The sequence below is a fragment of the Pseudomonas sp. 58 R 3 genome (assembly GCF_900006605.1).
Taxonomy (GTDB): domain Bacteria; phylum Pseudomonadota; class Gammaproteobacteria; order Pseudomonadales; family Pseudomonadaceae; genus Aquipseudomonas; species Aquipseudomonas salomonii.
This window is the reverse complement of sequence record NZ_CVTT01000052.1, coordinates 348613-361367: the sequence shown is the minus strand read 5'-3', so window position 1 is coordinate 361367 and position 12755 is coordinate 348613. Positions and strand designations below refer to the sequence as shown.

General features: G+C 60.9%; 8 protein-coding genes. 3 read left to right on the top strand and 5 right to left on the bottom strand.

The window, feature by feature from the left end; genetic code table 11:
* Position 1 precedes the first annotated feature (1 nt).
* Positions 2–847, bottom strand: a complete 846-nt coding sequence (gene efeU / locus BFP92_RS15450) for an iron uptake transporter permease EfeU (protein ID WP_065930183.1) — start codon at positions 845–847, stop codon at positions 2–4.
* A gap of 167 nt (positions 848–1014) precedes the next feature.
* Between efeU and BFP92_RS15445 the strand changes: the two genes are divergently transcribed.
* Complete coding sequence (locus BFP92_RS15445) at positions 1015–2034, top strand: AraC family transcriptional regulator (RefSeq protein WP_065930182.1); 1020 nt, start codon at positions 1015–1017, stop codon at positions 2032–2034.
* A 266-nt stretch (positions 2035–2300) separates the two neighbouring features.
* On the opposite strand, the gene BFP92_RS15440 is transcribed toward BFP92_RS15445, so the two are convergent.
* From BFP92_RS15440 to BFP92_RS15425, 4 genes are all read right to left on the bottom strand, one after another.
* A complete protein-coding gene (locus tag BFP92_RS15440; protein ID WP_065930181.1) occupies positions 2301–3716 on the bottom strand; it encodes an efflux transporter outer membrane subunit in 1416 nt (471 codons plus the stop codon).
* Positions 3713–6892, bottom strand: a complete 3180-nt coding sequence (locus tag BFP92_RS15435) for an efflux RND transporter permease subunit (RefSeq protein ID WP_065930180.1) — start codon at positions 6890–6892, stop codon at positions 3713–3715. The genes BFP92_RS15440 and BFP92_RS15435 overlap by 4 nt, the downstream gene beginning before the upstream one ends.
* Positions 6893–6907: 15 nt before the next feature.
* Positions 6908–8149 (bottom strand): multidrug efflux RND transporter periplasmic adaptor subunit MexE, encoded by a 1242-nt coding sequence (gene mexE, locus BFP92_RS15430; RefSeq protein ID WP_065930203.1) that lies wholly within the window; start codon positions 8147–8149, stop codon positions 6908–6910.
* Between the two features lie 231 nt (positions 8150–8380).
* Positions 8381–9595 carry an MFS transporter gene (locus BFP92_RS15425; protein ID WP_065930179.1) on the bottom strand — a complete coding sequence of 405 codons (1215 nt, stop codon included), beginning with the start codon at positions 9593–9595 and terminating at the stop codon, positions 8381–8383.
* 114 nt (positions 9596–9709) lie between these two features.
* Between BFP92_RS15425 and BFP92_RS15420 the strand changes: the two genes are divergently transcribed.
* Both BFP92_RS15420 and BFP92_RS15415 read left to right on the top strand, forming a co-directional pair.
* Positions 9710–10621: a LysR family transcriptional regulator gene (locus BFP92_RS15420; RefSeq protein WP_065930178.1), complete on the top strand. Its 912-nt coding sequence runs from the start codon at positions 9710–9712 to the stop codon at positions 10619–10621.
* A 42-nt stretch (positions 10622–10663) separates the two neighbouring features.
* Entirely contained in the window at positions 10664–12718 is a 2055-nt protein-coding gene (locus BFP92_RS15415) for a prolyl oligopeptidase family serine peptidase (protein WP_065930177.1), read from the top strand.
* Positions 12719–12755 lie beyond the last annotated feature (37 nt).

The following is a 12755-nucleotide window of genomic DNA, read 5'->3' as shown; positions in this document are numbered from 1 at the left end:
CTTACTGGCTGGAAACGGAAGAGGGTTGGACGACTGACTTGGCAGGGGGCGAGGGCAGGAAGAACATCACCAGCGCCACTACCAGATAAATCAGATAGGCACCCAGGGTGCTCACGGTCGGCGCTTCCTGGTAGCCGAACATCCCGGCGAGCACCGAGCCCAGCGGGCTGTCCATCGGCAGCACGGCACTGAAGTCGAACAGCACAGTTTGCAAGTGGTTCCACAGTCCGGCTTCGTGCAGCGCCTGCACCGAGTTGGCAAGAATGCCGGCGGCCACCACCAGGATGAACAGACCAGTCCAGCGGAAGAACGCGCCGAGGTTCAGGCGCATGCTGCCGGTGTAGATCAGGAAGCCGACGATAATCGCCAGGATCAAGCCGAGCAGGGCGCCGATCGGTGCGCCCGGGCCTTCGCTCTGCTGGAACACGGCGAGCAGGAAAAACACGGTTTCCAGGCCTTCACGGGCCACGGCAAAGAACACCATGGCGATCAGCGCAATGACTTGGTGCTTGGAGCCGGCCAACGCGTGATCCAGGGATTCGTGCAGGGAATGCTTGATGGAGCGTGCCACCTTGCGCATCCAGAACACCATGGAGCTGAGGATGCCGACGGCTACCAGGCCGACAATGCCTTCAAACAGTTCCTGTTGTTTCTGCGGGAACTCCGCACTGACCAGTTCCAGCCCCCCACCTACCAGCAGGGCCAACGCAGCGGCCAGGAACACGCCGATCCACACGGCGGGCATCCACTGGCCACGGCCGGTTTGCTGCAGGTAACTGGCGATAATGCCAACGATCAATGCGGCTTCAATGCCTTCGCGCAGCATGATTAGAAAGGGAACGAGCATTCGGCACCGCATCAAGGCTGGATAGGATGCTAATTTGTAACATAATGATACTCATTACTAAACAGCCAATATGGACCTTTGCTGAACTGCGGCTGAACGGTGGTGGCGAATCGCAACCGCCCTTATGATGCACACCATCTTTTGCAGCATTGAATAGCCCGATTCCCATGGCGGAAAAAGACACCATCTCCATCCATCTTGTGCGCGAAGCCTTGCTGCAAAGCTGTGCGCCCGGCGCGGCCACGGTTGAAGCCTTGAGCAAGGTCGGGATAGACCCGACATTGCTGGCGCAGCCCGACGCCCGCGTACCGGCCACCGCGTACGCGCGGCTGTGGCGTTTGTTGGCGCGCCGCCGGGATGATGAATTTTTTGGTATGGACCCGCGCAAACTCAAGTCCGGCAGCCTGGCGTTCCTGTGCCGCGCCGCGATGGCGCAACCGAGCCTGGATGCCGGCGTGGAAACCGGCCTGGGTTTTTTGTCGTTGATGCTCGAGCAGATGCCCGCACAACTGGTGCGCCAACAGAGCCTGGCAGAAATCGTTCTGCTCGAACCCGAACCCAAACGCGCGTTTACCTATTTCACCTACTGGATGATCGTCCACGGCGTCGCCTGCTGGCTGGCGGGTCGGCGGATTCCGATTCTCGCCATTGAATTGCGCTGCCCGCCACCGGAGTTCTGCGACGACTATCGCGTGATGTTCTCCGACAACCTGCGCTTCGACCGGCCACGCACGCGCATGATCTTTTCTGCCGACTGCCTGGACCTGCCGATCAAGCGCAGCCCGGAAGAACTCAAGCGCTTCCTGGCGCATGCGCCAGCCAACATACTGGTCAAATACCGCGACCCGACGAGCCTGGCCAATCGCATCAAACATGACCTGCGCCATATGCCTGCCAATACCTGGCCGGAAACCGAAGGCTTGGCCGCCAACCTGTGTATATCCGCGTCGACCCTGCGTCGCCGGCTGGCAGATGAGGGCCAGACTTATCAGGGGCTCAAGGATAGCGTGCGCAAGGAATTGGCGATTGTCTGGCTCGCCGAGGCCGATATCAGTTTTGTTGAAATTGCCGTGCGCCTTGGGTTTGCGGATGTCAGCTCCTTTTACAAAGCCTTCCGCAAATGGTCTGGCTCAAACCCTGGGCACTACCGCAGCCTGATCCTGAGTGACGCGTTGCCGTCTGTGTGACGCAGGCTCCCGCGTAGACCCTCTGGTGGTGGTCGCCACTGCGGTTGCGGGCGTCGCTAAAGCCGTGGCAAGGACTCGCTGATTTCAGCAGACGGGTGAAAGATTGCCATGTTCTTACCCTCCAATGATCGGAAATCACTGGCGAGGGACTACAGCAGTATCTGCCGTCCATGCGTTTCAAATTAACCCAAAAAAAAGCCCCGCGACCGAATGAGCCGCAGGGCTAAAAATTGGCTGGATGCGACCAACCAAAGGAGCTCGTTACATCACTTGCTGCTGGCTACGACCGTGTCCGGCTGCCAGCCACCGCCCAGGGCCTTGTAGATCGCGACGATGCCGCGATACAAATCCACTTCGGCCTGGGCCTGGGAGTCTTCAGCCGCCAGGCGCTCACGTTGCGCATCGAGCAGCACCAGGAAATCCACGGTGCCTTCGCGATAACGAATCGCGGCGAGGTCAGCGGCAGCGCGACTGGATTCACTCTGACGAATCAGCGAAACCAGGCGCTGCTGGCGTTTGCCGTAATCGCTGAAGGCATTCTCCGATTCTTCCAACGCCAGCAACACTTGCTGCTCATAGGTCGCCAGGGCGCCATCGGCCTCGGCGTTCGCACCGCGCAACCGTGCACGCACGCTGCCCAGGTCAAAGGCGGCCCAGGTAATGCTTGGGCCAAGGGACCAGGCATTGGCGGCAGCCGAACCAATCTGCGAACCGCGCCCGGCAGTAAAGCCGAGGAAGCCGCTGAGGCTGACCCGCGGGAACAGGTCGGCCTTGGCCACGCCGATACGCGCGGTGGCGGCGGCCAGTTTGCGTTCGGCGCTGAGGATGTCCGGGCGACGTTGCAGCAACTGGCCGGGGTCGCCGATCGGCAAGGCCTTGGCAATCGCCGGCAGGTCTTTAGGGCTCAGGTCCACGCTCAGCTTGTCGGGGCGCTGGCCGAGGAGGGTGGCGATGCGGTTACGCTCGCGCACTTGCTCGGCCTGCAGTTGCGGCACGCTGGCTTCAACCGCCGCCAGACGTGCGTCGGCGCGTTCCACATCGAGCTGATCACCCACACCGGCATCACGCAGGCTCAGGGTAATGGTGCGCGATTCCTGCTGGTTCTTCAGGTTGTCCAGCGCAATGCGTTCACGCAGTTGCGCACCACGCAGTTGACCGTAGGCATCCACCAATTCGGCAATCATGCTGACTTGCAGTTGGTACAGGTCGGCCTCGGCGACCTGTTGGTCCGCATCGCTGGCCTCAAGGTTGCGGCGGATACGGCCGAACAAGTCGACTTCCCAGGCCATGTCCAGGCCCAGGTCATAGCGCTCGCTGTTGACACGCTGGGTGGTCTGGCCCGGGATCTGGCCTTTGCCCACATCACTGCTGGCGCGAGAGGTGACGACCGGCATGATGTCGTTGGCGGCGTCATCCCGGATGGCACGTGCCGCCCGCAGACGGGCAAAGGCGACGCGCAAGTCGCGGTTACCGCTCAACGACTGGGTCACCAGTTGGTTGAGGGTCGGGTCGTCGAACTGCTGCCACCAGATGCCTTCGTACTGGGCGTGGTCATAGCTTTTGGTGTCGGCGGCGGCCGTGATATTGGCCGCCTCCAATTTTTCGGTTTTGTAGTCCGGGCCCACGGCGCAGGCGCTCAGCGCCAGTACCAGCAAGCTCGGCAAAAATACTTTCACGCTCATTGCTGTGTCTCCAGCTTCAAGGCCTTGGCCGCTTTGCGTGCTTCGCCGCGCTCCACATAACGACGGATCAGGACGTAGAACACCGGAGTCAGCAACAGACCGAAGAAGGTCACCCCGATCATCCCGGAGAACACCGCCACACCCATGGCATGACGCATCTCGGCACCGGCACCGCTGGACAGCACCAGGGGCACCACACCCATGATGAAGGCGAACGAGGTCATCAGGATCGGCCGCAGACGCAGGCGGCAAGCTTCCAGTACCGCCGCCAGCGGATCGAGCCCCTCGGCTTGCTTATCCTTGGCAAACTCGACGATCAGAATCGCGTTCTTGCACGCCAGGCCCACCAGTACGATCAGGCCGATCTGGGTAAAGATGTTGTTGTCGCCGCCGGAGATAATCACCCCGGTGATGGCCGACAGCAGCGTCATCGGTACGATCAGGATCACCGCCAACGGCAGGCTCCAGCTTTCGTATTGGGCGGCCAGTACCAGGAACGCCAGCAGTACGCAGAGCGGGAACACGAACAGTGCGGTGTTGCCCGAGAGGATTTGCTGATAGGTCAGGTCGGTCCACTCGTAGGTCATGCCATTGGGCAGTTCGTCTTTGAGCAACTTTTCAATCGCCGCCTGTGCCTGGCCGGAGCTGTAGCCCGGTGCGGCGTTGCCGTTGATTTCGGCGGTGATAAAGCCGTTGTAGTGCATCACGCGGTCCGGGCCCGAGGTGTCGCTGACCTTGATAAAGGTCGCCAGCGGGATCATCTCGCCCTTGTTGTTGCGCACTTTCAGCTGGCCGATCTGGTCTTCATCCTGGCGGAACTGTTGCTCAGCCTGCACGTTGACCTGGTAGGTACGGCCGAAGCGGTTGAAGTCGTTGGCATACAACGAACCCAGGTAGATCTGCAGGGTGTCGAAGATGTCGCTGATCGCCACGCCGTGGGTCTTGGCCTTTTCGCGGTCAATGGCGGCATCGACCTGTGGCACGTTCACCGTGTAGCTGGTGAACAGGCCGAACAACTCAGGTACGCCACGGCTTTTGGTGATGATGTTCTGCACTTCTTTGTACAGCTCGTCGTAACCCAGGTTGCCACGGTCTTCGACTTGCAGGCGGAACCCGCCGATCGTACCCAGGCCCTGTACCGGCGGCGGCGGGAAGATCGCCATGTAGGCTTCTTCGATGCTGCTGTATTTACCGTTCAGTGCACCGGCAATGGCGCCGGCGGACATGCTCGGGTCTTTACGCTCATCGAACGGCTTCAAGGTAACGAACACGATGCCGTTGTTAGGGCTGTTGGTAAAACCGTTGATTGACAAGCCGGGGAAGGCAATAGCGCTTTCCACGCCGGGTTGTTTCATGGCGATATCGGACATGCGCTTGATCACATCTTCGGTGCGGTCCAGGCTGGCGGCGTCGGGCAATTGCGCGAAGGCCACCAGGTACTGTTTGTCCTGAGCCGGTACGAAACCGGTCGGCGTGTGGGCAAAGCCCAACCATGTCAGCACCATCAGGCCGGCGTACAGGAACAGCGCAATGCCACTGCCGCGAATCACCCGGCGCACGGTGCCTACATAACCATGGCTGGCTTTGTCGAAGAAGCGGTTGAACGGTTTGAACAACCAGCCACCCAGGATCTTGTCGAGGAACCTGGAGAAGCCGTCCTTGGGTGCGTTATGACTTTTAAGCAGTACCGCAGCCAGTGCGGGCGACAAGGTCAGCGAGTTGAACGCCGAAATCACCGTCGAGATCGCAATGGTCAAGGCGAACTGCTTATAGAACTGCCCGGTCAGGCCACTGATAAAGGCCGCGGGTATGAACACCGCACAGAGTACCAATGCAGTCGCGATGATCGGGCCGGTCACTTCGCTCATGGCCTTTTCAGTGGCCGGGAACGGTTCGAGTCCCAACTCGATATTTCGCTCGACGTTCTCCACCACCACGATGGCGTCGTCCACCACGATACCGATGGCCAGTACCAGGCCGAACAGCGACAGCGCGTTAAGCGAGAAGCCAAACAGGTGCATGACTGCAAACGTACCGATCAACGATACCGGCACCGCCACCAATGGAATGATCGAGGCGCGCCAGGTTTGCAGGAACAGGATCACCACCAGCACCACCAGGATCAGTGCTTCGAACAAGGTGTGAACCACGGCCTCGATGGAACCGCGTACGAACACGGTCGGGTCGTAGGCAATGCGGTAATCCATGCCTTCCGGGAAGCTTTTTTTCAGCTCCGCCATCTTGGCGCGCACTTCATTGGAGATGTCGATGGCGTTGGAGCCAGGGCGCTGGAAGATCGGAATCGCCACGGCCGGCTGGTTATCGATCAACGAGCGCAGGGCGTATTGACTGGAACCCAACTCCACCCGTGCGATGTCCTTCAGGCGCGTGATTTCGCCGTTAGCGCCAGCACGAATGACGATATTTTCGAACTCTTCCTCAGTGACCAAACGGCCCTGAGTATTGACCGACAGCTGGAAGCTGGTGTCGTTAGGCGCAGGCTGCGCGCCCAGCGCACCGGCCGCCACCTGACGGTTCTGCTCACGAATGGCCGTGACCACATCGGTGGCGGTCAGGTTGCGCGAGGCGGTCTTGTTCGGGTCCAGCCATACACGCAGGGAGTAATCGCCCATGCCGAACAACTGCACATCGCCCACGCCGCCCAGCCGTGCCAGTTCATCCTTGATATTGAGGATGGCGTAGTTGGACAGGTAGAGCATGTTGTAACGCTGATCCGGGGAGGTGATGTGCACCACCATGGTCAGGTCAGGGGAAGCCTTGTCCACGGTGATACCGATGCGCGTCACTTCCTCAGGCAATTTCGGCTGAGTCCGCGTCACACGGTTTTGCACCTGTACCTGCGCGTTGTCCAGGTCGGTGCCCAGGGCGAAGGTGATGGTCAGGGTCAGCTTGCCGTCGGCGGTCGACTGCGAGGACATGTACAGCATGTTCTCGACGCCGGTGATGGCTTGCTCCAACGGAGCGGCCACGGTTTCACCGATGACTTTGGGGTTGGCGCCCGGGAAGTTGGCACGTACTACCACAGTAGGCGGCACCACTTCCGGGTATTCGCTGATCGGCAGTTGGAACAGCGAGATCGCACCGGCGATCAAGATCAACAGCGACAGCACCGCTGCGAAGATCGGCCGCGAAATGAAGAACTTGGAAAAATTCATCTTGAGTCGTATCCCTTAACCGCGTGGAGTCGCGACGGCTGCGAGCTTGGGCGCGGCTTTATCCGGCGCCACTTGCTCCAGGTTGCTGGCTTCAAGCGCTTGTCGTTGTTGTGCCAAGGCGGCGAGGGTTTCCTTGCTGGCCATCGGGATCGTTTCCGGTGCAACCGGCGAACCCGGGCGAATGCGCTGCAAGCCCTTCACGACGATGGTGTCGTCCTTGGTCAAACCGCTGCGCACAATGCGCAGGCCTTCGATCTTCGGCCCCAGTTCCACCGAGCGGTAAGCCGGCTTGTCGCCGTCCATCACCAGCACGAACTTCTTGCCAAGGTCGGTGCCAACCGCTTCGTCGTTGATCAGCACGGCGGAGTAGGTGCCGCTGCCGACCAGCTTCAAGCGGGCGTACAGGCCAGGCGTGTATTCGCCCTTGCTGTTATCGAACACGGCGCGACCACGGATGGTGCCGGTGGCCGGGTTGACCTGGTTGTCGACGAAGTTCATCTGGCCCAGGTGCGGGTTGCCGGTTTCATTCGACAGGCCCAGGTACACAGGGGTGGTCGCGCCACGGCGGCCTTCACGGGCCAACTCGGTGTACTTGAGGTACACGCGCTCGTCGGCGTCGAAGTAGGCGTAAACCTTGTCGGTAGAGACCACGCTGGTCAGCGCGGTGGTGTCGGCGGTCACCAGGTTGCCGGCGGTGATTTCCGCACGGCTGACGCGGCCACTGATCGGCGACGTTACGCGGGTAAAACTCAGGTTCAACTTGGCCAGGTCCAACTGCGCCTGGATCCCGGCGACAGCGGCGCGGGCTTCCTGGGCGGCGGTGGTGCGCGAGTCGGCCAGTTCGGCGGAGATCGCATTGCTCTGGCGCAGACGCTCGCCGCGTTGCGCTTCGTTATCGCTACGGCTGGCGGCGGCTTTGGTTTGTGCCAGTTGGGCTTCGAGGCGGCGCACCTCAGCCTGGAACGGGCGCGGGTCGATCTGGAACAGCAGGTCGCCTTTCTTCACCAGGGCGCCTTCGGTGAAGGCCACCTGGTCGATCTGGCCGGACACGCGCGGACGAATCTGCACGGTTTCCGGGGCTTCCAGGCGACCGGTGAACTCGTCCCACTCGTTGACCGGTTGTTCCAGCACCTTGGCCACACTGATTTTCGCCGGGGGCATGGCGGCCGCTTGATCCGGGGTCTTGCCGCAGGCGCTCATCACCACCACGGCCAAAATCGCCAAGGGGAAGCGCAAGTGTTTGAGTGACTGTTCCATGAGGTGCATCCGCCAATGTATTTGAGATGGGCGGATCATGCGCGGCGAGGTGCTATGTCACGAATCGAATGAAGCAAAGGTAACTATCATTCGGAATGATATAAGCGAGAGATTAGCCCTCTAGAATGGCGGTTTCGTTAGGGAGCTATCAATGGGCTTGATGGCAAAAGTGTATTGCGTGGCCTGCAAGGAACGAGGATCACAGGCTGCTGTCCGTGTGCGGCAACAGGCTTAACCGTCTGCCGGTGGCGCCAGGTTGCCACGCTGACTGCCAATCAACCCGCCCAAAAAGTACATCAACCCGCCCGCTACGACAAAAACCACCAACATATAAAACATGCTGTACGCCGGCTGCGTCGCCAACACCCACCCACACAACGCCGGCCCCAACGCCGCGCCGACATTGCTCAGGTTCTGCGCGGCGTAATACATGCCGCGCAGGTGATTGGGTGCGATGTTGTCGATGAACATGTATTCGGCCGGGAACACGATAATTTCCCCAAGGGTGAAAATCACCATGGACAGCACCCACATCAGCAGCGTGGTCGACAGCGCAAACCCGCCCAGGCCGACGACGAACAGGCTGAGCCCTGCGGCCAGCCATCGGTTCAGGTAACGCGGGGAAATCCGTTTGCCGAGGCTGTATTGCAAGCTGATCACCGTCAGGGCATTGGTGGCCACAATCGTGCTGATGATCCGGTAGGTCTCCTCAGGCGTGGTGGTGACGATCAGGTATTGCGAGAGGTAGGCCGTGAACTGGCCGAATACCACGGCACTGAGTAGTCCGCCGAGGGTAAAGCACACCAGGCGGTAATCGCGCAGCAACAGTGTGCCGACGGCCAGGAACGCTACGGCTGGCTGGTTTGCCTGGGCCGTTTGCAAACGCTTGTCGCCCCATACGCAGTAGACCAACCAGAATCCGGCGCCAAGCCCGGCTGACATTAGAAACGGCAGGCTCGAATCTACGGTGGCCAATCCCGCGCCAAGGAACGGCCCGACGGCATAACCGATATTGGTCAGCGTGTATTTGATCGAAAATGCTTCACTGCGCTGTTCGACGGGAAGCAGGCTGCCAAAGGCGGCTTTTACCGCGATATCGACCACCGCATACGCCAGGTTCACCGCCACCAGGCACAGGTAGAACAGCCAGAGCGCAGGCGCGATAGCGGCGCCGAGAAAGCCTAGGGTGAACACGCCGCAGAAAGTCAGGATAAGCCGATAACTGCTCATCCGGTCCACCAGAAAGCCCCCATACAGGCTCAGCAGCGAGCCGATGATCAGTGTGCAGCCGATCACCAGGCCGATATCGGCGATGCTCAAGCCAAAGTGGCCTGATAAGTAAATGACCAGGTAGGGCAGGGTGATTGCGCGGGCGAGTGTCAGTATCAGCGAGGCACCCAATAGCAGTTTGAGGGTGGCGGGGTAGTGTTTCAGCGTGGCCAGCATTCGAGCCTCGGGGTCCATTTATCAGAGTGGACGCAGCTTACCTTTGAACCGAGTTCTGATTTAGGATGGTTTTTATCCAGGTACAGGAACTCAATTCATGAATAAGGGCTGTGCATGTTTTCTTCAGAGCGCCTGAAGGGCATTGATGTATTCGTCTGTGTCGCGCAGTACGGCAGCTTTACGGCGACCGCCGGGAAAATGAACCTGACCGCTTCGGCCGTGAGTAAAAGCATTGCGCGCCTGGAAGCCCGTCTGGGTGCCCGACTGTTCCACCGCACCACGCGCCGGTTGTCGCTGACCGATGCCGGCGTGGCTTACCTGCGCACCTGCACCGGCGTATTAGCCGACCTGGAAGAAGCCGAATGGGCACTGCAAGCTGAAAACACCGAACTGCGCGGGCGTGTGCGCATCGACCTGCCCGGCGCCTTTGGCCAGGCGCAGGTGCTGCCGATCCTGCTGCCGTGGTTGAACTCTCATCCATTGCTGGCCCCGCACATTTCCTTCTCCGATGGCTTTGTCGATCCGCTTAAGGAAGGCGTGGATATCGTCGTGCGCATCGGCGACGTCCCGGCCTGGCCGGAGGCGGTAGAGCACCGTTTACTCACGCGCGAGTGGCATGTGCTGTGTGCATCCCCCGCGTATCTCGCCCGCCACGGCATGCCGCAGTCCGATCGTGACCTCGAGCAGCATCAGTGCATGGCCTACGGCTGGGTCGATGGTCGCGTCAGCCCCTGGCGGCATGCTGGCGAACAAGGCGTGGCGCTGCACATAAACACACAGCCGCAACTGGTGATCGGCCATGGCGACGGGCTCAAGATGGCCGCGCTGGCCGGCTGCGGTATCGCGCAACTGCCGTCCTGGCTGGTGGAGCAACACTTGCAGGACGGGTCGCTGGTGCAAGTCTTGCCGCACTTGGCCAGTGTCGGCATGGGTATCAGCGTGGCCTGGGTCAAAAACCGCTACGCGCTGCCCAAGGTGCGCGCGGTGGTGGAGGTGCTGGTTGCAGGGTTGGGCGTGGCTGAGTGACACTCATTGGTTTTCCGCACCGATTTTTGACAGGATTCGACCATGCCAAACCTCCCGACACCGACTTCCACGGGCGACGATCCTTACCTTTGGCTGGAAGACGTCGACAGCCCACAAGCGCAGGACTGGGTGCGCGCGCAAAACCTCAAGACCCACGCCCGACTCGCCGAATCCGCGTCCTTCAAGGCCATGCAGGCCGACCTGCTGGCGGTGCTCGACTCGGACAGCAATATCCCCTACGTGGAAAAAATCGGCGCCCACTATTACAACTTCTGGGTCGACGCCGTGCACCCTCGCGGCCTGTGGCGGCGGACCACGCTGGCGGAATATCGCAAGGCGCAACCAGCCTGGGAAACCGTGCTGGATATCGACGCATTGAATGCCCTGGAAGGTGAAAATTGGGTCTGGCACGGCGCCGACTGTCTGCACCCTGGCTATCAACGCGCATTGGTCGCATTGTCCCGTGGCGGCGCGGACGCGAGTGTCACGCGCGAATTTGATCTGGTCGAAAAAGCCTGGGTCAAAGACGGCTTCGAGTTGCCCGAATCCAAGGGCGGGCTGGGTTGGATCGACCACGACAACGTGTATGTGTTTACCGACTTCGGTGCAGACAGCATGACCCGCTCGGGTTACCCGCGCATCGTCAAGCAATGGCAGCGCGGTACACCCTTGAGTGCCGCGACGATCGTCTACGAAGGCCGGCACGACGATATGTATATCGCGGCGATGCACGACAGCACACCGGGTTACGAGCGTGATTTCGTCAGCCGCACCCTGGCGTTCTACAACAACGAACTGTACCTGCGCGCCCGGGATGGCACGCTGAGCAAAATCGATGCGCCGAACTCGGCCGACAAGTCGGTGCACAAAGACTGGTTGCTCCTGCAATTGCGTGATGATTGGGCGGTGGGGGATGGCTATGTAGCCGGCTCGTTGCTGGCGATCAACTTTGCACGTTTCATGGACGGCGCGCGGGATTTCGACCTGTTGTTCGTGCCATCGGACAGCACCTCGCTGGCCGGCATGGACTGGACCCGCAACCACTTGGTGCTCAACGTGCTGGAGGACGTCAGAAACCGCCTCAGCGTGCTGACGCCCGGCCCGCAAGGCTGGGCACGCAGCGCACTCGTCGGCGCACCGCTGATGGCGACCGTGGATGTGAGCGCCGTCGACAGCGATGACAGCGACGCGGTGTGGCTGGTCACCCGAGGTTTTCTCACGCCGGTCACGCTGTCACTGGCCGAGCTTGGTGCGCAACCCGAAGTGCTTAAGGCCATGCCGGCGTTCTTCGATGCGAGCCGGCATGTGGTTGAACAGCATTTTGCCGTGTCCAAGGATGGCACCCGCGTGCCGTATTTCCTGGTGCACGAACAGGGCTTGCAGTACAACGCCAACGCGCCGACCTTGCTCTACGGTTATGGCGGCTTTGAAGTCTCGCTGTGCCCGGAATACTCCGGCGGGCTGGGTCGCGCCTGGCTGTCCAAAGGCGGCGTGTATGCCGTGGCGAATATTCGTGGCGGCGGCGAATACGGCCCGCGTTGGCATCAGGCGGCGCTCAAGCACAAGCGTGCGCGCGCCTATGAGGATTTTGCCGCCGTGGCGCAAGACCTGATCAACCGCAACCTCACCTCGCCCCGGCACCTGGCCGTGCAAGGTGCCAGCAATGGCGGCCTGTTGACCGGCAACATGCTCACCCAATACCCCGAGCTGTTCGCAGCCGTGGTCATCCAGGTGCCGTTGCTCGACATGCAGCGCTATCACCATTTGCTGGCAGGCGCCTCGTGGATGGAAGAGTACGGCAACCCGGACGTGCCCGAAGAATGGGCCTACATCCAGACGTTTTCACCCTACCACCTGTTCGACCCGGCCAAGACCTACCCGCCGGTGCTGTTCACCACCTCGACCCGTGATGACCGCGTACACCCGGCCCATGCCCGTAAGCTTGCGGCCAGGATGATCGATGCCGGCCAGGACGTGACGTACTACGAAAACATCGAAGGCGGCCACGGCGGCGCGGCGGATAATGCCCAGAGTGCGTACATGAAAGCGCTGGTCTACGGCTTTTTGTGGGAGCGCTTGAGCGCCGGCCACGGCTGACCGGCGCTGGCCGGTATGATCGGATGCCCCTTGGATA

Coding starts and splice junctions, on each gene's coding strand:
- BFP92_RS15425 (WP_065930179.1), bottom strand. CDS start 9,595: ATGCTGGCCACGCTGAAACACTACCCCGCCACCCTCAAACTGCTATTG.
- BFP92_RS15445 (WP_065930182.1), top strand. CDS start 1,015: ATGGCGGAAAAAGACACCATCTCCATCCATCTTGTGCGCGAAGCCTTG.
- BFP92_RS15415 (WP_065930177.1), top strand. CDS start 10,664: ATGCCAAACCTCCCGACACCGACTTCCACGGGCGACGATCCTTACCTT.
- BFP92_RS15420 (WP_065930178.1), top strand. CDS start 9,710: ATGTTTTCTTCAGAGCGCCTGAAGGGCATTGATGTATTCGTCTGTGTC.
- mexE (WP_065930203.1), bottom strand. CDS start 8,149: ATGGAACAGTCACTCAAACACTTGCGCTTCCCCTTGGCGATTTTGGCC.
- efeU (WP_065930183.1), bottom strand. CDS start 847: ATGCTCGTTCCCTTTCTAATCATGCTGCGCGAAGGCATTGAAGCCGCA.
- BFP92_RS15435 (WP_065930180.1), bottom strand. CDS start 6,892: ATGAATTTTTCCAAGTTCTTCATTTCGCGGCCGATCTTCGCAGCGGTG.
- BFP92_RS15440 (WP_065930181.1), bottom strand. CDS start 3,716: ATGAGCGTGAAAGTATTTTTGCCGAGCTTGCTGGTACTGGCGCTGAGC.